Annotated in this window: 21 protein-coding genes and 1 pseudogene; 7 read left to right on the plus strand and 15 right to left on the minus strand. The window is 71.2% G+C overall.

Annotation, left to right across the window (positions count from 1 at the left end):
• The first annotated feature begins 32 nt into the window (after window positions 1–32).
• Both Q0Z83_RS16955 and Q0Z83_RS16960 read left to right on the plus strand, forming a co-directional pair.
• Complete coding sequence (locus tag Q0Z83_RS16955) at window positions 33–1,037, plus strand: SDR family oxidoreductase (protein ID WP_317794900.1); 1,005 nt, start codon at window positions 33–35, stop codon at window positions 1,035–1,037.
• Between the two features lie 8 nt (window positions 1,038–1,045).
• A complete protein-coding gene (locus Q0Z83_RS16960) occupies window positions 1,046–1,753 on the plus strand; it encodes an NAD-dependent epimerase/dehydratase family protein (protein ID WP_317794901.1) in 708 nt (235 codons plus the stop codon).
• On the opposite strand, the gene Q0Z83_RS16965 is transcribed toward Q0Z83_RS16960, so the two are convergent.
• The 5 genes and pseudogenes from Q0Z83_RS16965 to Q0Z83_RS16985 form a co-directional block, all read right to left on the minus strand.
• Complete coding sequence (locus tag Q0Z83_RS16965; protein ID WP_317794902.1) at window positions 1,719–2,450, minus strand: leucine-rich repeat domain-containing protein; 732 nt, start codon at window positions 2,448–2,450, stop codon at window positions 1,719–1,721. The two genes, Q0Z83_RS16960 and Q0Z83_RS16965, sit on opposite strands and share 35 nt — an antisense overlap.
• Before the next feature lie 10 nt (window positions 2,451–2,460).
• Window positions 2,461–2,610: pseudogene (locus tag Q0Z83_RS16970) on the minus strand (electron transfer flavoprotein subunit alpha/FixB family protein); the annotation flags it as partial.
• A 455-nt stretch (window positions 2,611–3,065) separates the two neighbouring features.
• The gene (locus Q0Z83_RS16975; protein ID WP_317794903.1) at window positions 3,066–3,473 is read right to left on the minus strand and encodes a hypothetical protein; all 408 of its coding nucleotides are present in this window, start codon (window positions 3,471–3,473) and stop codon (window positions 3,066–3,068) included.
• Window positions 3,470–3,640, minus strand: coding sequence for a hypothetical protein (locus tag Q0Z83_RS16980; protein ID WP_317794904.1), 171 nt, complete (start codon window positions 3,638–3,640; stop codon window positions 3,470–3,472). The genes Q0Z83_RS16975 and Q0Z83_RS16980 overlap by 4 nt, the downstream gene beginning before the upstream one ends.
• A gap of 52 nt (window positions 3,641–3,692) precedes the next feature.
• Window positions 3,693–4,361: a DUF4360 domain-containing protein gene (locus Q0Z83_RS16985; protein WP_317794905.1), complete on the minus strand. Its 669-nt coding sequence runs from the start codon at window positions 4,359–4,361 to the stop codon at window positions 3,693–3,695.
• 173 nt (window positions 4,362–4,534) lie between these two features.
• Between Q0Z83_RS16985 and Q0Z83_RS16990 the strand changes: the two genes are divergently transcribed.
• A complete protein-coding gene (locus Q0Z83_RS16990; protein ID WP_317794906.1) occupies window positions 4,535–5,299 on the plus strand; it encodes an SDR family oxidoreductase in 765 nt (254 codons plus the stop codon).
• On the opposite strand, the gene Q0Z83_RS16995 is transcribed toward Q0Z83_RS16990, so the two are convergent.
• Genes Q0Z83_RS16995 through Q0Z83_RS17005 form a run of 3 tightly spaced genes read right to left on the minus strand, consistent with a single transcriptional unit; the run spans window position 5,296 to window position 7,717 of the window.
• Window positions 5,296–6,903 carry a peptidase M16 family protein gene (locus Q0Z83_RS16995; RefSeq protein WP_317794907.1) on the minus strand — a complete coding sequence of 536 codons (1,608 nt, stop codon included), beginning with the start codon at window positions 6,901–6,903 and terminating at the stop codon, window positions 5,296–5,298. The genes Q0Z83_RS16990 and Q0Z83_RS16995 overlap by 4 nt on opposite strands.
• Window positions 6,900–7,040: a hypothetical protein gene (locus tag Q0Z83_RS17000; protein WP_317794908.1), complete on the minus strand. Its 141-nt coding sequence runs from the start codon at window positions 7,038–7,040 to the stop codon at window positions 6,900–6,902. Before Q0Z83_RS17000 ends, Q0Z83_RS16995 begins: the two co-directional genes overlap by 4 nt.
• Window positions 7,040–7,717 carry a hypothetical protein gene (locus tag Q0Z83_RS17005; RefSeq protein ID WP_317794909.1) on the minus strand — a complete coding sequence of 226 codons (678 nt, stop codon included), beginning with the start codon at window positions 7,715–7,717 and terminating at the stop codon, window positions 7,040–7,042. The genes Q0Z83_RS17000 and Q0Z83_RS17005 overlap by 1 nt, the downstream gene beginning before the upstream one ends.
• A gap of 118 nt (window positions 7,718–7,835) precedes the next feature.
• On the opposite strand from Q0Z83_RS17005, the gene Q0Z83_RS17010 reads away from it, so the two are divergent.
• The 3 genes from Q0Z83_RS17010 to Q0Z83_RS17020 are packed head-to-tail and all read left to right on the plus strand — an operon-like array spanning window position 7,836 to window position 10,959.
• Window positions 7,836–8,759: an ABC transporter ATP-binding protein gene (locus Q0Z83_RS17010; RefSeq protein WP_317794910.1), complete on the plus strand. Its 924-nt coding sequence runs from the start codon at window positions 7,836–7,838 to the stop codon at window positions 8,757–8,759.
• A complete protein-coding gene (locus tag Q0Z83_RS17015) occupies window positions 8,756–10,240 on the plus strand; it encodes an ABC transporter permease subunit (protein ID WP_317794911.1) in 1,485 nt (494 codons plus the stop codon). Before Q0Z83_RS17010 ends, Q0Z83_RS17015 begins: the two co-directional genes overlap by 4 nt.
• Window positions 10,237–10,959, plus strand: coding sequence for an ABC transporter permease subunit (locus Q0Z83_RS17020; RefSeq protein WP_317794912.1), 723 nt, complete (start codon window positions 10,237–10,239; stop codon window positions 10,957–10,959). The genes Q0Z83_RS17015 and Q0Z83_RS17020 overlap by 4 nt, the downstream gene beginning before the upstream one ends.
• A 4-nt stretch (window positions 10,960–10,963) precedes the next feature.
• On the opposite strand, the gene Q0Z83_RS17025 is transcribed toward Q0Z83_RS17020, so the two are convergent.
• The 3 genes from Q0Z83_RS17025 to Q0Z83_RS17035 are packed head-to-tail and all read right to left on the minus strand — an operon-like array spanning window position 10,964 to window position 14,672.
• Entirely contained in the window at window positions 10,964–12,013 is a 1,050-nt protein-coding gene (locus Q0Z83_RS17025; RefSeq protein ID WP_317794913.1) for a sensor histidine kinase, read from the minus strand.
• Window positions 12,010–12,672 carry a response regulator transcription factor gene (locus Q0Z83_RS17030; RefSeq protein WP_317794914.1) on the minus strand — a complete coding sequence of 221 codons (663 nt, stop codon included), beginning with the start codon at window positions 12,670–12,672 and terminating at the stop codon, window positions 12,010–12,012. The genes Q0Z83_RS17025 and Q0Z83_RS17030 overlap by 4 nt, the downstream gene beginning before the upstream one ends.
• Before the next feature lie 50 nt (window positions 12,673–12,722).
• Window positions 12,723–14,672 (minus strand): putative bifunctional diguanylate cyclase/phosphodiesterase, encoded by a 1,950-nt coding sequence (locus Q0Z83_RS17035; protein WP_317794915.1) that lies wholly within the window; start codon window positions 14,670–14,672, stop codon window positions 12,723–12,725.
• 88 nt (window positions 14,673–14,760) lie between these two features.
• Here Q0Z83_RS17035 and Q0Z83_RS17040 point away from each other — a divergent pair, with 88 nt between their 5' ends.
• The gene (locus Q0Z83_RS17040) at window positions 14,761–15,789 is read left to right on the plus strand and encodes a substrate-binding domain-containing protein (protein WP_317794916.1); all 1,029 of its coding nucleotides are present in this window, start codon (window positions 14,761–14,763) and stop codon (window positions 15,787–15,789) included.
• 19 nt (window positions 15,790–15,808) lie between these two features.
• On the opposite strand, the gene Q0Z83_RS17045 is transcribed toward Q0Z83_RS17040, so the two are convergent.
• From Q0Z83_RS17045 to Q0Z83_RS17060, 4 genes are all read right to left on the minus strand, one after another.
• Entirely contained in the window at window positions 15,809–17,086 is a 1,278-nt protein-coding gene (locus Q0Z83_RS17045) for an extracellular solute-binding protein (RefSeq protein WP_317794917.1), read from the minus strand.
• A gap of 69 nt (window positions 17,087–17,155) precedes the next feature.
• Window positions 17,156–18,616 (minus strand): sigma-70 family RNA polymerase sigma factor, encoded by a 1,461-nt coding sequence (locus tag Q0Z83_RS17050; protein ID WP_317794918.1) that lies wholly within the window; start codon window positions 18,614–18,616, stop codon window positions 17,156–17,158.
• A 13-nt stretch (window positions 18,617–18,629) separates the two neighbouring features.
• The gene (locus Q0Z83_RS17055) at window positions 18,630–19,817 is read right to left on the minus strand and encodes a family 43 glycosylhydrolase (protein ID WP_317794919.1); all 1,188 of its coding nucleotides are present in this window, start codon (window positions 19,815–19,817) and stop codon (window positions 18,630–18,632) included.
• A complete protein-coding gene (locus Q0Z83_RS17060; protein WP_317794920.1) occupies window positions 19,807–21,165 on the minus strand; it encodes a glycoside hydrolase family 43 protein in 1,359 nt (452 codons plus the stop codon). Before Q0Z83_RS17060 ends, Q0Z83_RS17055 begins: the two co-directional genes overlap by 11 nt.
• Window positions 21,166–21,167: the final 2 nt, after the last annotated feature.

The following is a 21,167-nucleotide window of genomic DNA, read 5'->3' on the forward strand; positions in this document are numbered from 1 at the left end:
GCGTTTCGAGGGACACGAGACGGAGGGGCGAGATGGCTGACGTATTGGTGACCGGCGGTTCGGGCTACATCGGTGGATGGTGTGTCCTGGCGCTGCTGGAGGCCGGTTGGACGGTGCGGACGACGGTGCGCGATCCGGCGCGCGAGCCGCAGGTCCGCACGATGCTGCGGGAGCCCGGCACGCGGCTTCAGGTGGTGCGGGCGGACCTCGGCGGCGACGCGGGCTGGGCGGAGGCGGCGGCCGGCTGCCGCCACGTGTTGCACGTCGCGTCACCCACACTCACGCACCAGCCGCGCAACGACGACGAGATGGTGCGCCCCGCCGTCGACGGAACACTGCGGGTGCTGCGGGCGGCCCACGGCGCCGGCGTGCAGCGGGTGGTGATGACCTCGGCGATCGGCGCGGTCGCCTACGGGCACCCGGACCGGGACACCCCGTTCACCGAACGCGACTGGACGGACGTCGACGCCGGGATCGCGCCGTACCAGAAGTCGAAAACCCTCGCCGAACGCGCTGCCTGGGAATTCGTCGGCGGCGAGGGCAGCGGCCTGGAACTGGCCACGGTCAACCCGACCGCTGTGCTCGGCCCGGTGCTCGGCCCCGACTACTCCCCGTCGCTGAACGGCATCGCCCGCATGCTGGACGGGTCGATGCCGACGGTGCTGCCGTTCGCCACCGGTTACGTCGACGTCCGGGACGTGGCCGCGCTGCACCTGCTCGCGATGACCGAACCCGCCGCGGCCGGTGAACGGTTCATCGCCACCGCCGGGCACAGCCTGTGGCAGCGTGAGGTCGCCGCCATCCTGCGCGAACGGCTCGGCGAACGGGCCGCCAAGGTGCCGACCCGTGAGATGCCGGTGTGGGCGGCCCAGGGCCTGGCCCGGGTCAACCCGGAGATGCGGGCGCTGCGGAAGCTGCTCGGGCGCAATCTGGACGCCACCTCCGCGAAGGCCGAGACACTGCTCGGCTGGAAGGCACGCCCGATCGAGGACACCATCACCGAGACGGCCGAGAGCCTGCTCGCTCTCCCGAAATGAGAGACACCATGCGCGTAGTGCTTTTCGGCGCGACCGGAATGGTCGGCCACGGGGTGCTCACCGCCCTGCTCGAAGACCCCACGATCACCGGAGTCGTCTCGGTGTCCCGGCGCGTCACCGGGCGTTCCCATCCGAAACTGAAAGAGGTTCTGCACCGGGATTTCCTCGACTACCGGGAGCTCGACGCCGAATTCGCGGCGGCGCACGCCACGCTGTTCTGCCTGGGCACCCCGTCGGTCGGGAAAACCGAACCGGAATACACCCGGATCACCCGGGACTACGCGGTCGCCGCCGCGGCGGCGGCCCTTCGCAACAATCCGGACAGCGTGTTCGGGTACGTCTCCGCGAACCGAGCCGACAGCACGAGCCGGACGATGTGGATCCGGGTGAAGGGTCGCGCCGAGGAGAACCTGGCCGCCCTGCATCCGCGGGCGTTCTTCCTCCGGCCGGGGTTCATCCGCCCGTGCCGCGGCGCACGTCCCGCCACTCGGGCCCAGCGGGTCGTCTACGCGGTTCTGACCCCGTTCCATCCGCTGCTGAAACTGTTGTTCCCGACCGGGGTGACGACGACCGACGCGATCGCCCACACCATGCTCGAACTGATCCACGCGCCGGAGTCCCTGCCCCGGCGGCTGGACAACACCCTGATCAACCAGATCGCCGAGCGGGGCGCCGCCCGGGTCACGGCAGATCGACCTCCTCGAAGTCGAAGCTGACCTTCCGCAGATGGGGCAGCCCGCGCAGCACGGCCAGGATCCGCTCGTCCGGATCGCCGGGCAGCGACAGCTCGCGAAGCTCGGTCAGCTCACCGATCCAGTCCGGGATCTCGGCGATCTCGTTCATCCAGAGCCCGAGCACCCGCAACCCGGTCAGCCCCCGGATCCACGTCGGCACGACGGTCAGCCCGTTGCGGGACAGCTCGAGACGGGTCAGCTCGGTGAGCCGCCCCAGAGTGTCCGGCAGGCTCTCCGGCGACTCGTTGAACCAGCCGAGATAGAGGTCCAGATCGGTGAGCCGGGTCAGGTCGCCGATGCTCTCCGGCAGCCGGTCCGAGCGGGTGTCGATGAGGGCCAGCTCCCGAAGGTCGGTCAGCCGCCCGAGAAAGTCGAGCGGCTCACCCTCCAGGTTGTTCTCGCTGAGGCTCAGCACCCGCAGCCCGGTCAGCTCCCCGAGCATCGCCACCTCCTCCAGGCCGTTCGCCTGAAGGTTGAGGTCGGTCAGCCGACCGAGCTCGGCCAGCCAGCCGGGCAGGCCCTCGAGATCGTTGAACTGAAGATCGAGGGATTCGAGATGCTCCAGCCCTCGGACCGCCTCCGGTACCTCATACAGCCCGCATCGCGACAGATCGAGCACCGTCGCCCGATCCGTCCGCGCGGCCTCGATCCGGGCCGCCACCATTTCCGGGTCCCGCATGCACCAGATGCTATCCGCGTCGGCGGATCTCCTCGGCGGCCTGCGGGACCACCGTGAACAGGTCGCCGACGACGCCGAAGTCGGCGAGCTCGAAGATCGGAGCCTCGGCGTCGGAGTTGACCGCGACGATCGTCTTCGAGGTCTGCATGCCGGCCCGATGGGGAGGGTGCGGCACTCGATGTGCCCGCACCTCGATTCTCCCCCTCTGCGCCGCCGGACGGGACGGCGATGAAGGCGATCGCCGCGACCCCGATCAATCCGGCCACGACCGCACGCCGCCGCCCGGCGCCACCCGGTTGGTTGTCGCCGTCGGATCCCGGGCGCAGGATCTTCAGATCGACCAGAGCACTCGCGCAGGCGGCAGCCGCGAGAATGGCGGCCACCAGGCGGGCCGGAATAGATGACAACCAGGACCAATCGACACTGATCCGCAGCGCGAACAGGACGAGGAGAACAGTCAGAAGAATCCACAAACCGACGACGACCAGCAGCCGAGTCGAGCGCATAAGCCATGATATTCAGTCACCCAACGCAACACCACAATTACTTTCGATGGATCTTTCGCTGCAAACGGGTTCACAATCGGGTGACGGATACGAATTCCGAATTGTTGGATCAGTCGTCGAAAGGCAGGGTTATACCGCCTCCACCCAGGCCGGCGTAGAGGTGCGGGTTGCGGGTCATCACGTCGGCGCCGCACTCCAGGGCCAGCCAGGCGGCCAGCGCGTGCGGGTAACCGCCGACCACCCGGTGGACGCCGGCGACCATCCGCCAGTCGTCCGGGTCGTCGACGACCAGTTGGGCGGCGGCGTGGCCGAGCAGGATGTCGAGCCAGCCGAGCTCCTCCTCGGTGATCAGGGCGGCCGCCTCGACCAGGCACGGAAGCGGGACGAGCACGCAGCCGCCCTCGATGTCGATCTCGGCGAGGAGCTCGCCGACGGCCAGGCTGCCCCGGGCGAACCCGGTGATGGCGCTGGTGTCGAGGATCAGGGCGACGGTGCGGTGGTCGCGCCGATCGGTCACGCGGCGCGGAGGCGCTCGAGCAGGGCGGCCCGGGCGTTCGGATCGCGGCGGGCGCGGGCGTCGGCCAGCGAGCGGCGGGCCCGGTCGAGGCCCTCGGTGGTGACGGGCCGGCCGTTCTCGGCGAGCACGTCGACGAACGGCCGGCCGTCGGTGTCGGAGTTGCTCATGCCGTCAGGGTACGGCGTGACCGGGCGCCGTGACCAGCGGGAACGGCCCGGGTCAGCACTTGCGCCAGAGGACGTGGAAGTCGGAGCCGCTGGTGGAGTTCATGGTGAGGGCGTTGCGGCCGGTGGCGGTACCGGCGTCCACCTTGAGCTCGAAGTTCACGTTGAGGTAGCGGCTCGCACCGCACGGCAGGTAGGACACGTCGCCCTTGGCGATCTTGTGGGTGCGGTTCCACGGCCCCTTGACCGGCCCGGTGAACGGGTAGGCGATCCGGTCGGTCTCGGCGTCGCCGGCCCAGTAGTAGGCGGTCGACTGGGTGCCCGACGCGCCGGACTGCAGATTCGCCGTGCCCCTGGTGACGATCCGGTCGATCCCCCACGTCCAGCTCTGCGGGGCGCGGACGTCGAGGGCGAGCTGGCAGTTCTTGCGGGAGTCGAGCGGGTCGGAGCCGGGCCCGGTGGTGGCGGCGAAGTCCTTGTAGGTGAGGGTGAAGGAGGTGCCGTCGGTCTCCACGTCCATCCCGCCGGCCGGGCAGCCGGAGCCGTTGGCGGAGACGATGCTGACGAGCACCTTCTTGGGCGGCGGGGCGGCGGCGGACGACGACGGCAGGGCCGCGGTGGCGGACGACGGCAGGGCCGCGGTGGCGGACGACGACGACGGCACGGCCGCGGTGGCGGCCAGGCAGGCGAGGAGCGCGGCTCCGGTGGCGACGGTGTGCAGCATGGCGACCTCTCAGGGGCTCGCAATGGGTGACATATACCGAACGTACGTTTCACCACGTTTGCCCGCCGGGGTCATGCCCGCTTTTCGGCCGTGCGGGGGATACCGGGATGGCCCGCGAGGTCAGAATCGAAATCGGTTTGCGGTGTGATGCGACGGATGGGCAGGATCGCGAGGTGCATTCCGATCAGCAGAGACCTGTCGCACTCGTCACCGGAGTCGGCCGCACGGCAGGCATCGGCGCGGGCATCGCGAGGCGGCTCGCCGCCACCGGTTGGGACGTCGCCTTCACCTTCTGGACACGGTACGACGAGCGAATGACGTGGGGTGTCGAGCCCGGAGCGACCGACGCGATCACCAGGATGCTCGCCGATCAGGGCGCCCGGGCCGCCGCGATCGAGGCCGACCTGGCCGACGTCGCCGCGCCGGCCGACGTCTTCGACCGGGCGCAGCAGCGGCTCGGCCCGGTCACCGCGCTGGTCATGTGCCACGCCGAGTCGGTCGACTCGGGGCTGCTGGACACCACGGTGGAGAGCTTCGACCGGCACTTCGCGGTCAACGCCCGGGCCACGTGGCTGCTGATCCGCGAGTTCGGGCAGCGCTTCGGCGGCCCGCACGGCACCGGCCGGATCATCGCGCTGACCAGTGACCACACGGTCGGCAACCTGCCGTACGGGGCGAGCAAGGGTGCCCTGGACCGGATCACCCTGGCCGCCACGCACGAGTTCGCGCACCTCGGCGTCAGCGCCAACGTGATCAACCCGGGCCCGATCGACACCGGCTGGATGACCGGCGAGGTCCGCGACAGGTGCGTCGAGGCCACCCCGCTGGGCCGCCTCGGCACCCCGGAGGACACCGCGGACCTGGTCGAGTTCCTCTGCTCGCCCCGCGGTCGGTGGATCAACGGGCAGTTGCTGATGAGCAACGGCGGTTTCGCTTAACGGTTGCGGATGCGACGCAGCCTGCCCCGCAGGCTGGTGCAGCACCGGCCCGGACAGCCGTCGTCGGCGCAGCATTCGCCGTCGCGGCAGGTGTCCGGGCAGCAGTCGTCGTCGCAGCACTCGTCGTCATCGTCGTCATCGTCGTCGGGCTCGGCCGGCCGCGGGATCTCGTCCGGGTCCCGGGGCGGCAGGTCGACGCGCAGGTCGGGGTGGATGACGGAGTCGATGTACGGGACCGCCCGCTCGGCGTTCTCCAGCACGGTCGGCTCGACCGCGACCGAGATGCCGTCGTGGCCGATCAGCCGCCTTCCGCCGTCCGGATAGGCGAGCAGGGCCGCACACTGGTCGAACAGGACGGTGAGGTGATCCTCCTTGCCGTCGGTGAGGCTGACCCCCTGCCGACCGACGACCAGGCGGATCTCGGCGTCACTGATCGCGGGGTGTTCGGCGCCGGTGACCGCGAACGTCGACCGGTGCGGGGCCTGCGTGAACCCGGCCCAGTTCACCCGGACCCCCTGCGGGGCCATGATCAGGCCGTCCGCCCACGCCTCGGCCGCGATCGCCCGCACCTGGGCCGGGGTGACGGCCCGGGCGGCGGCGATGAGCTCCGGCAGGTCCCGCACCGGCTGCCCGGTGAGCAGGTCGAACACCTGGCCGGGCAGCAGCGCGCCACGGCGGGCGGCCTCGGCGAGACGGTCGCACTCCTGGGCGATCACCGTGGCGACCTCGGCCGGGTCGGCGCCGACGTAGCGCAGCGAGGCCATCACGTCGACGAACCCGCCGAGGACGGCGCCGCTCTTCTCCGGCAGCGCGTCGGCCGTCGCGGAGACCGAGGCGGTGCCGTTCCCGCGGGTCGTGTAGTCGGTCTGGACGGTGTACGAGATGCCGCTCTCCTGGCGCAGCGAACGGAACATGGCCCGCTGCAGGACGGTGGCGAAGACCTCGGACGCGGCGTGCCGGCGTACGTCGGCGTTCCAGGCCAGCATGCCGGGCGGGCCGGTGACGAAGGCGGGACGGGTGGGCAGCGCCGACGAGACACGAGGCGCCGGTCGGCGTACCCCCTCCGGAAGAGTCAACCGCAACCCGGGCGGCATCGCCGGGCCGGCCACCCACAACGCCGCGTTCTCCCTGGTGAAGAACCAGTCGGTCCAGCGGCGCAGGCCGTCCGGGGTGATCGCCGGCAGGCCCAGCTCGCCGTAGCCGCCGACGCCGAAGTCGCGGGCGCCGTGCCGGTTGACGGCCAGCAGGTGGTCGGCGGAGACGCCCCGGCCGCGCTGTTCGGTGCGCAGGATCTCCTTCTCGGTGGCGAGCCGGTGCAGCGGCAGGTCGTGCAGGGCCCGGCAGACGCCGTTGAGGAACGCGACGACGTCGGTGTCGCCGCCCTCGGTGTGGAAGTAGGTGATCTCGTCGCCGGTCGCGCCGTTGTAGTGGTAGTCGGTGACCCCGAGCGGGAACAGCGCCAGATGCTCGATGAGGTGGGTGATGCCGTGCCGGGACAGTGGCTCGTCGGCGCACCCGACGCGGAAGGCGAGGCCGGCCCCGATCGGGCCGTCGGTGCGGGTGAACAGGCCGGGGATGCCGTCGATCTCGAAACGCTCGATCATGATGCGGTCTCCACGGCCCAGGCGCGGACGTCCCGGAAGGCCTCCGGCACGTCCTTGAACACGGTGTTCCAGGGGTACGACGTGCCGAGCTCGCCGAGCAGGCGCAGCGGCCAGGCGGTGGCCGGCCGGTCGTCCATCAGGCGGAAGAGGAACGCGAACGCGCCGGCCGCCTCCAGCCAGCCGTAACAGCGCCGGAAACCGGGGTCGCCGATCGACCGGCGGGCGGGGCGGCCCGCATCGCCTCGCGGGCGAACGTGTGCATCTGCGCCCACGAGCCGCCCCACTTCGGTTCCAGCTGGTCCATCAGCTGCCGCTGCGCCGGAAGGTGGTGCGGGTGGGCCAGGCTCAGCCGCTCGTACCGGCGGCGTGCCTCGGCGATGCCCAGGGACAGGCCTCGAGCCGAGATCAGGCGGACCGTCCAGACGGCCGGGTCGCGTGGGTTACGCGCGGCACCCTCGATCAGCACCTCCTCGGCCCGGCCGAGCCACTCGTGGAAGGCCTTGAACTGCTCGGCGCTGACGTCCCGCGCCCACGCGCCGGTCCGGATCTCCCAGCCGACGCCGATCAGGTGCTCGCCGAGCATGGCGGTCGCCGCGCCGTCGGACGGGTCACGGCGCAACACGTCGCGGAGGAAACCCTCCAGGTCCTTCTCGCCGGCGGCGACCCGGATCATCCCGGTGCGGTTGTCGAGGGGGACGGCGTCGATGGCCTGGCGGCAGGCGGGCCAGTCCCGGCGGGCGAGAGCGGCCCGCAGAACCCCGATGTGGGGGTACGCGGCGACGAGATCGAGGACCACGTCAGTGGGCGGCGGCATGGCCGCAGACGGCACCTCAGATGATCTTGCGGGGATACCCGTGACACCTGGCTGACACCGACTGTTCTCTACAACGGACCTCGGCACTGATTCCATCGAGGAAGTCGAGGACCGGATCATGACTGAGGCGACGATCGTCGTCGACGGGTTGCGGAAACGCTTCGGGTCGACGCAGGCGCTGGACGGGATGTCGTTCGCCGTCCGGGCGGGGCAGATCACCGGGTTCATCGGGCCGAACGGGGCCGGTAAGTCCACCACCATGCGGGTGATCCTGGGGCTGGACCGGCCCGATGCGGGAACCGCCCTGGTCGGCGGGCGGCCGTATCGGACGTTGCGGCGGCCGCTGTGTCATCTCGGGTCGCTGCTGGACGCGGCGGCGCTGCAGCCGAGCCGTACCGCCCGCAACCACCTGCTGTGGATCGCCCATTCGCAGGGGCTGGGCGCGGACCGGGTGGACGCGGTGATCGAGCAGGCCGGGCTGCAGGCGGTGGCCCGGCGGGCGGCGGGCGGGTTCTCCCTCGGCATGCGGCAACGGCTGGGCATCGCGATGGCGCTGCTCGGCGACCCGCCGACGTTGATGCTGGACGAGCCGTTCAACGGCATGGACCCGGAGGGCATCATCTGGATGCGCGGGTTCCTGCGGTCGTCGGCCGAGCAGGGCCGGGCCGTGCTGGTGTCCAGTCATCTGATGAGCGAGCTGCAGGACTGCGCGAGCCGGGTGGTGATCGTCGGCCGGGGCCGGGTGATCGCCGACATGCCGGTGGCCGACCTGCTGCGGTCGGCGTCCGGTGGGCGGGTCACGGTGCGCACCGGTGCGCCGGAGGCGGCGGATGTGCTGCGTGCGGCGGGTGGCGCGGTGACCGCCTCCGATCCGGGTTCGGTGACCGTGTCGGGGCTGGAGCCGGACCGGGTGATCGCGTCGCTGAGCGCCCGGGCGGTGCCGTTCTCCGAGGTGGCGGTGCATCGGGCGTCGCTGGAGGAGGCCTATCTGGAGCTGACCCGGGACGCCGTCGAGTACCGGGCCTCGGAGGCGGCACGATGAGGACCGAGTGGACGAAGTTCCGTACCGTCCGTGGTTTCGTCATCGCGATGATCATCGCGTTCGCGGCGATCCTCGCACTGGGGCTGACGCCGATGTCCGGGACCTGCACCGAGCAGACGTGTCGGCAGCCGGTCGGCCCGGCGGGTGAGGAGGTGCGCGACAGTTTCTACCTGCTGCACCGGCCGCTCACCGGGGACGGGAGCCTCACCGCCCGGCTGACGTCGATGACCGGCCGGATCCCCGACATCCCGGCCGACGAGGGCGACGGCGACGACGGCGGCGGGCGTGCCGCCGGCCCGGCCGCCGGCGAAGGCATGCGGGACGGGCTGGTGGCCTGGGCCAAGGCGGGTCTGATCATCAAGGACGGTACGGAACGCGGGTCGGCGTACGCGGCGGTGATGATGACCGGCGGCCACGGCGTGCGGATGCAGCACGACTTCGTGCACGACCGGTCCGCACAGCCGGAGACGACAGGTGCGCCGGTGCCGACCTGGCTGCGCCTGACCCGGACCGGCGATGTGATCACCGGTGAGTCGTCGGCCGACGGCGTGAACTGGACCAGGGTCGCATCGGTGGAACTGGACGGCCTGCCGTCGACCGTGCGCATCGGCCTGTTCGCGACCTCACCGCAGTTCGTCGAGGCCACCGGCGTGGCCGGGGCCTCCAGCGGCCCGTCGTCGGTCACGGCGACGTTCGACGACATCAGCGGCGGCGTCGCCGGATGGACCGGGCAGGGGGTCGGCGGCGACGGCGCACACCAGAGCACCGGCACCGGCTTCACGCTGACCGGGTCGGGTGACATCGGGCCGGCCGTGGTCGGGGCGGCCGGGCTCGGGGTGTCGATCACGCAGACGCTGCTCGGCACGTTCGCCGGGCTGGTGCTGGTCGTGGTGGTCGGTGCGGCGTTCATGACCGGCGAGTACCGGCGCGGCATGATCCGCACGACGTTGGCCGCCACCCCGGACCGGGGTCGGGTGCTGTTCGCGAAGGCGGCCGTCCTCGGCGGGGTGACGTTCGTGGTCGGGCTGGCCGGCGCGGCCATCGTGGTCGTCCTCGGGCGGCGGCTGCTGGTCGGCAACGGTGTGTACGTGCTGCCGTCGACGCTGCTGACCGAGGTTCGGGTGATCACCGGGACGGCGGCGCTGCTCGCGGTCGCGGCGGTGCTGGCGCTCGGGATCGGGGCGATGCTGCGGCGTAGCGCGGTGGCGATCAGCGCCGTCGTCGGGCTGATCGTGCTGCCCTATCTGCTGGCGCTGACCGTGCTCCCGGCGGCCGCGGCGGACTGGCTGTTGCGGGTCACCCCGGCGGCGGCGTTCGCGGTGCAGCAGAGCGCGAAGCAGTTCTACCAGGTGGAGAACCTGTACACCCCGGTCGACGGCTACTTTCCGCTGCCGTGGTGGGCCGGGTTCGGGGTGCTCTGCCTGTGGGCGGGTGCGGCCCTGGCCGGTGCGGCCGTGCTGCTGCGCCGGAGGGACGTGTGAACGCGCTGCGGATGGAGTGGACGAAGTTCCGTACCACGCCGGGAAGCCGGTGGCTGGCGGTGGCGGTCGTGGTGGTGACCGTCGCCGGTGGGGCGGCGACCATCGCGTCGGTGACGACCGGGGATCTGGCCGAGTACAGCCTCACCGGGGTGCAGTTGAGCCAGGCGGTGGTGGCGGTGATCGCGGCCCTGGTGGTGGGCGGCGAGTACCGCACCGACATGATCCATACGACGCTGGCCGCGGTGCCGCGCCGGCTCATGGTGCTAGGCGCCAAGGCGGTGGTCGTCGCCGGTGTGACGGCCGTGTCCGGTGCGGTGTCGGTGGCGGTCAGTGTGCTGGTCGGCCGGGCGATCCGGCCGGCTCTGGTGCTGTCCGACGGGGCGGTGCTGCGGGCGGCGTACGGCTCGGTGCTCTATCTGGTGTTGATCTCCCTGCTCGCCGTCGGGGTGGCGGCGATCGCCCGGGACACCGCGGCCGCGGTCGGAGTGGTGCTGGGTCTGCTCTACGTGTTCACGATCGTCGCGCAGATGGTCCCCGACCCGGACGTGCGCGCGGACCTGAAGCAGGTCGCGCCGATGAGTGCCGGCCTGGCGATCCAGGCGACCCGGGATCTGGCGGACCAGCCGATCGCGCCGTGGGACGGTCTCGGCGTGCTGGCTCTGTGGGCGGCCGGATCGCTGCTGGTCGGCGGGGTGCTGCTGCAGCGACGTGACGCCTGAGCGGTCAGGGGAACGTGACGGTGATGTCGAGGCCGCCGGTCGGCGGGGCGGTCGCCACCAGCGCGGCGTGGTGCGCGGTGGCGATCGCCCGGACGATCGCGAGTCCCAGTCCGTGGCCGTCGCCGTGCCCGGTCCGTTGGCGGTGCAGCTGCTGGAACGGCTGGAACAGCCGGTCGACGTCGTCGGGTGGGACGACCGGGCCGGAGTTGCGCACGACCAGCCGGGCCGCGCCGCCCGCCGTCGAGGTCGTCACCTCGACGCGGCCGCCGGGGACGTTGTGCCGGACGGCGTTGTCGACGAGGTTGGCGATCAGGCTCCGCAGCAGCCGCGGGTCCGCGGAGAGCGGTGCGGGATCGAGTCGGGCCTCGACGGTCCGGTCGTCGGGTGCTCGAGTCGCCAGCACGCCGCGGGTGAGCTCGGCGAGGTCGCACGGATGCCGGCTCTCGACGCCCTGCTCACCGCCGGCCAGGGCGAACAGCGCTTCGAGCAACCGTTCCTGGGCGGCACCGAGTTGCAGCACCTCTCGGCAGGCCTCCTGCAGGGAGCCGATGGTGATGTCGGGATCGGCCAGGGCGACCTGCAGCAGGGCGCGTTCGGCGGTCAGCGGGGTGCGCAGTTCGTGGGACGCGTTGGCGATGAACTGCCGCTGCGCCGCGAACGCCGTCTCCAGCCGTTGGAACAGGTCGTCGAGGGTGGCGGCCAGCTGGGCGAACTCGTCGGAGCCGCCGATGTCGCCGAGCCGCCGGTGCAGGTCGTTGGCCGAGATGTCCCGGGCGGTCGTGGTGATGGCCCGTACCGGCCGCAGGAATCTGTCGGCGACCAGACGGCCGAGCACCAGCGACACCAGCACGAGGATCGCCATCAACACCGACCAGGGGCCCAGCGGGAAGTCGGTGCCCGCCGGATCGGGCCGGGGCGGGACGGGGGTGCCGGCCGGGACCGACTCGCGGCCGGCCAGCAGCGAGACGGTGACCAGGAGGGTGCCGGTCAGCGTGAACGGGACGGCGTAGAGCAGGGTGAGCTGGGTGCGCAGCGTCAGCCGGCGGCGGGTCACGGCTCGCCGACCCGGTAGCCGCCCTCGCGCACCGTGTGCACCACCGGTGGTTCGCCGAGTTTCGCCCGCAGGCGTCGGATGGTGGTCTTCACGGCCGTGGTGAACGGGTCGGCGGCCTCGTCCCAGACCCGCTCGAGCAGTTCCTCGGCGGGCACCGCGCGCCCGCCCGCGGCCAGCAGGCACTCCAGCACGGCCAGCTCCTTCGGGCTCAGGTCGAGGCGTCGCCCGGCTCGGGAGGCCCGGCGACGACCGGTGTCCAGGGCCAGGTCGCCGCACTCCAGCACCGGCGGGACCAGCACCGACGGGCGGCGGGCCAGCGCCCGAATCCGGGCGACCAGTTCCTCGAAGTCGAACGGTTTCGGCAGATAGTCGTCGGCGCCCAGGCCGAGCCCGTCGACCCGGTCACGGACCGTGCCGGAGGCGGTGAGCATCAGCACCCGGCACTGCTGGTGGTCGGCGACGATCCGCCGGCACACGTCGTCGCCGTGGAGGCCCGGCAGGTCGCGGTCGAGGACGACCACGTCGTAGCGGTTGACGGCGAGCCGCTCCAGGGCGTCGTCGCCGTCACCGACGACGTCGGCGGCCATGCCCTCCCGGCGCAGGCCGACACCGATGGTCCGGGCCAGGATCTCGAAATCCTCCACGACGAGAACACGCATCCCGACATGGTGTCAGCCCACCGGTGACAGCACGGTGACAGCCGAGGCGTTCAGGACAGCGCGGGGACGCTCCACGAGTCCATCCAGGCCGGGATGCCGTCCGGGGGCAACGGCCGGCACATCAGGTAGCCCTGCGCCTGTTCACAGCCCATGTCCACGATCGCGGTCAGGGTCTGTTCGTCCTCGATGCCCTCGGCGACGACGGTCAGGTCGAGGGCGTGCGCCAGGTCGATGATGGCGCCCGCGATGGCTCGGCCCCGGTCGGTGGTGAGGATCTCGGCGGTGAACTTCCGGTCGATCTTCAGCTCGTCCAACGGCATCGACTGCAGGTAGCTCATCGACGAGTAGCCCACCCCGAAGTCGTCGATGGAGATCCGGACGCCCTGCTCACGCAGCACCGAAAGGGCGGCGGCCGCAGCGTCCGGGTCGATGATGAAGAACGACTCGGTGATCTCCAGGGTGAGCCGGCCGGCGACCGCGTCGTGCCGGCGGATCAGCTCACCGACGCGGGCCGGGAACGCGGAGTCCCGCAGGCAGGCGGCGCCCACGTTGACCGCGACCGGGACGTCGCGACCGGCCTCCCGCCACGCCCGCTGCTGTCCGAGGGCCATGTCGAGGACGGCCTCGGTGAGGTTCAGCATCAGGTCGCTCTGCTCCGCCTCGGGCACGAACGCCTGCGGCCCGAGCAGCCCGCGGATCGGGTGCCGCCAGCGCACCAGCGCCTCCAGGCCGGCCACCGACCGGCCCGGCAGGCCGATCTTGGGCTGGTAGTGCAGTTCCAGCTCACCCCGGTCGATCCCGGTACGCAGATCGGCGAGCAGGGTGAGCTGCTCGAAGCTGTTGGTGTCGTTCTCCACCTCGTACCCGGCGACGCCCAGGTGGTTGCGTTTCGCGTGGTACATCGCCACGTCGGCGTGTTGCAGCAGCTCCTCGGCCGAGGAACTGGGGGCCGGATAGTACGAGTAGCCGATGCTGCCGCTGATGTCGACGGTGAGCCCGCCCAGTTCAGCCGGGCCGCACAACTCGATGAGCAGGCGCTGGGCGACCGTACCGGCGTCGGCGAGTTCTTCGACGTCGGCCAGCAGCACCGCGAACTCGTCGCCGCCGAGCCGGGCCACCAGATCGGCCGGGCGGGTGGCGCCGCGCAGGCGGCGGGCCACCTCCATCAGCAGCAGGTCACCGGAGTGGTGGCCGAGCGTGTCGTTGACCTCCTTGAACCGGTTGAGGTCGAGCAACAGCAGGCCCACCCCGGGGCCGCCGCGGTCGGCGTCGGCGATGGCCCGGGTCACCCGCTCGGTGAGCAGCCGCCGGTTGGCCAGCCCGGTGAGCCCGTCGTGTGAGGCCCGGTAGTCGTTGTCGGCGGCCTGCCGTTCGGTGCGTTTCTGATAGGTCAGCAGAACCAGCCCGCACAGGATGACCAGCAGCAGGTCGGCCGCCGACAGCACCTTGACCGCGATCAGCTGGCGGGCGGTGTCACGTTTGGCGTCGCGCAGCACCACGCCGATGCTGAGGTTGTTGCGGGCCACGTTCACCGACGCCTGCCGCCGTAGTCCGGAGGCGCTCAGGGCGGCCTGTTCGGCGAACTTCAGGGTGCCCGGCCGGTCGTCGGCCGAGGCCGCGTCGATCAGGTTCCGCAGCGTCCAGGTGTATCCGCCGTACGCGTTCTGCAGGGCCATCGCCTGCCGTGCGTCCGCTTCGCCACCGTTGGCCAGCAGCCAGCGCAGGTTCGGCTCGGCCGACCCGATCGAGGACAGCAGCGGCTGCCGGTCGGCCTGGTCGGGCGACTCGAGGTAGTCCTCCAGCAGCTCGTACTCGATGCTGATCTTGAGGTAGATCTCGTTCCACTGCTGGCTGGTCAGCTGTGTGGCGGCCGCGATGTCGGCCGCCCGCGAGCTGGTCTGGCTGCTCACCACGGCCATCGCGGCGAGAAGGGCCAGACCCACGGTCAAAGCCACCACGGCGGTACGGGCGACCGCGCGCCGTCGTAACCAATCCCGCATGGGTACCTCCCCGGTTCATATCGGCCGGGCCGCCGCACGATTGAGAGCGTCCCTCAGCCGTACGGCCGGGTGTGCCGATCAGAAGCGGGTGAGAGTCGGAGCCGCCGCGCTCGCGGTGACGCTGCTGCTCGCCGCGTGTGGTGACGCCGCGCCGTCGACGCCGCCGCCGGCCGTGCTGGTCGTCGCCGGCCGGCAGGTCGACTTCGTCGCCGAACTGTCCGCCGGTTTCGTCGAGGGGGTGCGGCGGGTGCCCGGCGTCGGCCACCGCGCGGTCGGCCCGGACATCGTCGACAACGCCAGTGAGCTGCGCACCATCCAGGACTATCTGTCCGGCGAACGCGGTTCGATCACCCTGTTCACGTTCGCCCCGGAGCTGTTCGCCGACTCGCTGGGCAGGGCGGCCACCGCGGGCACCCCGGTGGTGGCGTTGCACTCGGTCCCGGCGGCGGGTTCCGGCGTCCCGCTCTACATCGGCAACGACAACCGCGCTCTCGGTGGTGAGCTGGGGCGGACGATGGCCGGACGGTGGCCGGTCGACGCCGAGGGACTGGTGGTGATCGGATCTCCGTATCCCGGCGTCATCGTGCTCGACGAGCGGGTCGCCGGCCTGCGGGAGGCGATCCAGCGGCTGCGGCCCGGCGTGACGGTGATCGGGCCGTTCGACACCAAACAGGCGCCGGGCGCGAACAAGCAGGCCTGGCGCGTGCTTCAGGAGGCCAATCCGGACGCGCTCGCATTCATCGGAGTGGGCGGCGCCGACGCGCACAGTCTGGCCCTGCTGCGCGATCCGACCACGACCCGGGTGGACGGCGGGTTCGGCACCGACCCGTACGCCCTGGAGATGACCGCGGCGGGCGACATGGTGCTGCTGTCCACCGAGCCGTACCTGCAGGGCCTGCTGGCCGGCGCGATCCAGGCCCGCTGCGCGAAGGAGGGCCGGGACCTGCCGACGGGATGGCTGCCGGCGCCCGGCGTGCTGATCGACCAGGCCCGGGCGCCGGGCGTCATCGACCGGCAGAAGAACGCGGAAGCCAGGCAGGCGTGGTTCGCCCCGCTGGCCGAGGAGATCCTCGGCGACCTGGACGACCGGCTGCGGCCGCTGGACGACGCGCGCTGACGGCCGGTCGACGCCTCGCTCAGTTGACGCCCAGTGACGCGCCGATCGAGCGGCCCTCCTCGACCGCATCGGTCCAGGCCCTGGTCGCCGGCTTGGCGCCCTTCTCGATCGCGTCGAGTTGGGCCACGAAAGCGTCATGGATCTTGGCGTCGGCGGGTGCCTCGTACACCCGATGTGCTTTTCGGGCCGAATCGGCGAAGATGCCGATCGGCTTCTGGCCGCCGAAGAACGGATCGGGCTCGGCCAGAGCCGGCATCTCGAAGGCGGCGGTGGCCGCCGGGAACAGCCCGGCCTCGGTGAACGCGACCGCCTGGTTCTCCGGATCGAGGATCCACTTGATGATCTCGAAGGAGAGCGCGTGGTCGGCGCTGCCCTGCGGGATGGCCAGGAACGAGCCGCCGTAGTTGGCGCCGATCGCCGGCCCGGAGGCCACCCGCCACTTCCCGGCGGAGTCCGGGGCCAGGCTCTTCAGGTCGTAGCCCAGCCAGGACGCACCCAACGCGGTGGCGACCGTGCCCTCGACCAGTGCTTTCGCCCAGGCGTCGCCGTCGGCGCCGGGGATCCGGGCGACCAGGTCCTTCTCGATCAGCTGGACGCTGAACTCCCACGCGCGTTTCACGTGCGCCTCGCCGCCGATGTAGTGGTTGGTCTCGTCGATGTAGCGCCGGATGCCCTGCCACAGCATGATCGTGTAGAGCTCGCTGCTGTTGCGGACCAGCTTCACCGACGGCAGTGCCCGGACCAGCCTCACCCCGCCCGCGATGTAGTCGTCCCAGGTGCGCACGGCCGCCGCCATCTTCTCCGGCTCGCTCGGCAGGCCGGCCTCGGCGAACAGGTCACTGCGGAAGAACGTGGCGGTCGGCCCGATGTCGATCGGGAAGCCGATCTGCCGGTTGTCCGGCGAGGCCGCCTGCTGCCATTTCCACGGCACGTACTGGCCCATCAGGTCGTCGACACCGAGGCTGTGCAGGTCGACGAAGAGGTCGGCCCGCGGCACCAGCGCGGCGACCTCCTCGCCCTTGATACCGACGATGCCCGGCAGGTCACGACCGGTGTTGAGGATCTCGGTGAGCTGGTCGCGGTACACGCCGTCGATCTGCACCGGGGTGAGCTCGGTGCGGTCGGCGAACCGGGCCTTCGCCCGATCCAGCACGTCGCTGCTGAGGCCGCCCGACCAGTACAGCAGGCGGGTCTGGCCGCTCTGGGCGGTCGCCGTCTCGCGGGCACAGCCGGCCAGTCCCCCGGCCGCGCCGACGAGCCCCAGCAGGAGCGCCCGCCGCCTGGATATAGGTAGCAAAACGTCCCCTTTCGCCTCGACGACGGTACCGCAGGGCGGGGGCCGGGCGGGGAACTACGCTGCGGGTGATCAGCTGGGCGCCTGGTGGATGATCCAGGTGGCGGCGGCCGTGAACGCCGTGGTGCCGTCCGGTTCGTCGATGCCGACGGCGCCGTCGCCTCGGTGGTGGATCGTCCGGGTCGGGTAGTTCAGGGATGTCAGCGTGACCCGGCCGGGGGTGGTCGACGTCGGGCAGAAGGTGGCGTCCTTCTCGAACAGGTCGCTGGGGTCGCGGTCGGCCGGGACCAGTGCGAAGGCGTAGTGGCGCAGGTACCGGCCGTCGGTGGAGCGCAGCGAGACGCAGTCGCGGTCGGCCAGGCCGGGGACCACGGTGAACGTCACCCGGCGGCCGGTGTCGGCGGTGATCCGCAGCAGGGTCGCCCGGTCGGTGCCGGAGGCCAGGTAGCGTCCGGGCGCTCCGGCTGATTCGAGGGACCGGGTGCCGGTCAGCGTGAGTGGGGCGGGCGGCGAGGACGGTCGCACGACGGCCGGTGACGGTGACGGTGTGGCGGCGGCGATCGCCGCTGCGGGTGGCGACGGTTCGTCCGCGACGGTCACCACCACGGCGCCGGTCACCACCGCGGCCACCGTCAGGCCGGCGATCGTCGCGGCCACCGGGAACGAGCCACCGCCGGCCACCGGGACGGCACCGTCCAGGCGGGCGGCCGGAGCGAAGTCGGACGGCCCGGCCGAAGGGAAGTCGAACGGCCCGGCCGGATCGGCCGGCACGGGCAGGTGGCCGGCGGCGGCCAGGGCCGCCGGGAGGGCGACGAGACCGAGGCCGGCGAGAAGGTCTTCGGGCGCGATCCGGTCGGCGGTGGCCGGCGAACAACGATCACAATCTCGTACGTGTCTCGCGAGCCGTTTCCGCCAGAGGCTGTTTCGGGTGCCGTCCCAAACGTCGAGCTCACGGCACCGTGGCGAGAGGGACAGGGCCGCTTCCACGGACCGGGCGATCTCCAGCTGTTCGCGGAGGCGGTGCACCCGCACTCCGGTGTGACCGGCGCTGAGTTCGAGTGCCTCGGCGACCTCGGTCCGGGTGAGGCGGCCGGCGATCTCCTGGGACCAGAGGGCGAACAGGTGCCGGTCCTCGCGGTCGAGCCAGCGGGCCGACCGGATCAGAGCCCGGCGTTGCCCGTCGAGCCCGAGCCGCAGGATGATCAGGTCCTCGAAGTGTTCGGGCCGTTTCCGGGCCGCGTCCAGGGGCTCGGTCCGGTCCTGTTCGCGGTCCCGCCGGGCCAGGTGGGTGTTGATCTCCCGCATCGTGATGACCAACAGCCACCCGCGGAACCGCTCCGGAGAACGCAGGGTGGACAGGTCGCGGACGACGTCGAGCAGGATCTGCTGGACCACGTCGTCGGTGTCGGCGTGCCGGTCCAGCGCCCGGCCGACGATGGTGTAGATCAGGGGCAGATGCGCCCTGATCAGGGCGTCGAGGGCCCGCCTCTCCCCCGCCTGTGCCGCGCGGACGGTGGAGAGGCGGTCGCTCAACGAGGTCTCCGTTTCAGCCCAGCTTGCGGAACGTGGCGTCGGCGCGGCCGGTCGCCGTGGTGATCGGGTCGAGCCGCAACAGATAGTTGTAGTGCCGCACGTACCGATCGGGGAAGTTGCCGGCTTGCAGCCGGACCACCGGATTCGCCGGACCGGCCGGCTCGCCCGCCGGTGGCGCGATGACCGTGCCGGTGGCGAGCGGCGTGCCGAGGTGGGGTGTGCCGTCGGCGTTCCAGGTGATCGGCTGGATCCGGGTGGTCCGGGTGGTGCCGCAACCCTGGGTGGCCGACGAGTCGGCGTGGTAGACGATCCAGTCCTGGGTCCCGTCGGGTGACTTGAAGAAACCGTGATGGGCGGGCCCGTAGACCCCGGCGGCGTCGTTGCGCTGGAAGATCGGGGTGCTCTTCTTGACCCAGGAGGTCGCGGCCAGTGGGTCGCCGCCGGTCCAGGCGAGCTGCCCGATCTTGTAGTCGGGCCCCTGGCAGGCGCTGGCCGAGTAGGTGATGAACGTCCGGCCGCCATGGTGGATGGCGACCGGCCCCTCGTTCATCGGGGTGCCCTGTCTCTCCCAGTCGTAGGTGGGCGCCGAGATCGCGGTGCGCGGGCCGGTGACGGTCCACGGGTTGCTGAGCGCGACCAGATAGATGTGCGGGTCGCTGTCCCGCCAGAGCACTGTCGGCACCCCGGACCAGGTGAAGTACAGCTTTCCGTTCAGGGTGACGACGCTGCCGTCGATGCCCCACCAGTTGTTCGAGCCGAAGATCATGCCCCGGTACGTGTACGGCCCGAGCGGGTCGAGTCCGGCGCTCTCCAGCACGTGCACCCGCTGGCTCTCGATGTCGCCGTCACCCGCCGAGTAGTAGATGTACCAGCGTTTGCCGTTCGGGCCGTCGAGCAGGTGGAACTCGGGCGCCCAGATCCACTGGTCGCGGCCGGTCTTGTGGGCACTGAACACGGTGGTCGCCGGCGCCGTCTTGAGCTCGGCGATCGTGGTCGCGCGCCGCATGGTGAGCGGCCCGCTGTAGGGCGTGTTCATCAGGTAGTAGTAGCCGTTGTACCAGGTCATGTACGGGTCGGCGCCGGAGCTGTGCAACGGGTTGGTGAACGACGGCCCGGCCCAGGCGGGCACGGCCGGCGACAGGACGCTCAGCAGCAGGACGAACGCGGCCAGCAGCCGCGCGGCACGCCGGTCAGACGACACGGAACGTGCCGTCGGCGTAGTCGGCGGCGGCCAGCGTGTCGATGCGCAGCACGTAGTTGGAGTGCCGCAGGTAGCGGTCCGGGAAGTTGTAGGACCGGAACGACGACCAGGACGAGTCGGCCAGACCGGCGACCCGGTGGAAGGTGGCGTCGGCGCGGAAGGCCGCGGTCTGGTCGTTGGCGTCCAGCCGGATCGCGTAGTTGTAGTGGCGCAGGTAGCGGCCCGGATAGTTGACCGACTCGAACGACACGGCGGCCGCGTCGGCCAGGCCGGGAACCATCTTCCACAGCTGGTCCTGGTGCGGGTCGAACGGGTACGCGTCGATCCGGCCGATGCTGTTGGCGTGCCGCACGTACCGGTCGGGGTAGTTCGACGACTTGAGCCGTACCCAGGCCGGCAGTCCCCAGCGGGAGACGAGGGCGCTGTATTCGGCGGCGGTGATCCCGGCGATGCTGCCGTGTTTGGCGTTCAGTGGGGGCGTGTAGGTGCGCTGGTCGGCGACGGCCCACGAGTTGCCGCCCACGGTGGTGCTGTTCCACAGGTAGTAGTCGTTGTTGACCGGGCTGAACGAGTCACCCCACAGCCACCAGCCGGTGCCGGCGTTGTTCTTGACCAGCATCGGCGCTTCCATCGCGTTGCCCTGCCGCAGGCCGCTGGTGTAGCTGGTGTAGCTGTTGGGTGCGCCGGTGCTGGACCGGGCGCCGTAGATCAGGCCGTTGCCGAGGTTCTTGTAGAAGAAGTAGTAGACGCCGCCGTCCACGACGATGTCACCGTCGAGGACGTTGAACCCGGGGCTGAAGTAGACCTGCGGGGCGGAGACCGTCCGGAAGTCGCTGGTGTAGTTGACCAGGAACACGTCGGAGCCGTTGTTGGCGGAGTAGACGATGCCGTACTGGCCGCGGGCGGCGTCCCAGAAGGCGGTCGGCGCCCACGTGTGGGTGGCCAGGTCGTGCATCTTGATCCGGCGGTATCCGGTGAAGCTGGTCAGGTCGACGGAGTCCCACACGTGCAGGTACTGGTTGTTCTGCGAGAAGTCGGTGCCGTTGAGGTCGGTGGCCAGGACCACGAAGGTGCCGTCCTGCTTGCGGAGCAGGAACGGGTCACGCAGACCCAGGGTGCCGGCGGTGGGCCGTACGACCGCGTTGTTTTGATTGAGGGGTTTCCAGTTCAGACCGTCCGAGCTGACCGCGAGGTGCAGCCCGTAGTCGGCGCCGGACTGGTTGGGTGTCTCGGTGAAGTAGGCGAAGACATAGGCGGTGTTGGCCGCCCACGCCGCGGTGGGGATCTGACCGGCGGCGGTCGCCGCAGCCGCGAGGGCCGGCAGGAGGGTGAAGGTTCGCCTGGTCATGG

It is taken from the genome of Actinoplanes sichuanensis (genome assembly GCF_033097365.1).
GTDB lineage: Bacteria > Actinomycetota > Actinomycetes > Mycobacteriales > Micromonosporaceae > Actinoplanes > Actinoplanes sichuanensis.

Bases quoted from the DNA above. Each gene is read 5' to 3' on its own strand.
- Q0Z83_RS17010 (WP_317794910.1), top strand. From the start codon at position 7,836: ATGACTGAGGCGACGATCGTCGTCGACGGGTTGCGGAAACGCTTCGGG.
- Q0Z83_RS16965 (WP_317794902.1), bottom strand. From the start codon at position 2,450: ATGCGGGACCCGGAAATGGTGGCGGCCCGGATCGAGGCCGCGCGGACG.
- Q0Z83_RS17000 (WP_317794908.1), bottom strand. From the start codon at position 7,040: ATGGACGACCGGCCGGCCACCGCCTGGCCGCTGCGCCTGCTCGGCGAG.
- Q0Z83_RS16955 (WP_317794900.1), top strand. From the start codon at position 33: ATGGCTGACGTATTGGTGACCGGCGGTTCGGGCTACATCGGTGGATGG.
- Q0Z83_RS16985 (WP_317794905.1), bottom strand. From the start codon at position 4,361: ATGCTGCACACCGTCGCCACCGGAGCCGCGCTCCTCGCCTGCCTGGCC.
- Q0Z83_RS17035 (WP_317794915.1), bottom strand. From the start codon at position 14,672: ATGCGGGATTGGTTACGACGGCGCGCGGTCGCCCGTACCGCCGTGGTG.
- Q0Z83_RS17015 (WP_317794911.1), top strand. From the start codon at position 8,756: ATGAGGACCGAGTGGACGAAGTTCCGTACCGTCCGTGGTTTCGTCATC.
- Q0Z83_RS17005 (WP_317794909.1), bottom strand. From the start codon at position 7,717: ATGCCGCCGCCCACTGACGTGGTCCTCGATCTCGTCGCCGCGTACCCC.
- Q0Z83_RS17060 (WP_317794920.1), bottom strand. From the start codon at position 21,165: ATGACCAGGCGAACCTTCACCCTCCTGCCGGCCCTCGCGGCTGCGGCG.
- Q0Z83_RS17030 (WP_317794914.1), bottom strand. From the start codon at position 12,672: ATGCGTGTTCTCGTCGTGGAGGATTTCGAGATCCTGGCCCGGACCATC.
- Q0Z83_RS16995 (WP_317794907.1), bottom strand. From the start codon at position 6,903: ATGATCGAGCGTTTCGAGATCGACGGCATCCCCGGCCTGTTCACCCGC.
- Q0Z83_RS16980 (WP_317794904.1), bottom strand. From the start codon at position 3,640: ATGAGCAACTCCGACACCGACGGCCGGCCGTTCGTCGACGTGCTCGCC.
- Q0Z83_RS16960 (WP_317794901.1), top strand. From the start codon at position 1,046: ATGCGCGTAGTGCTTTTCGGCGCGACCGGAATGGTCGGCCACGGGGTG.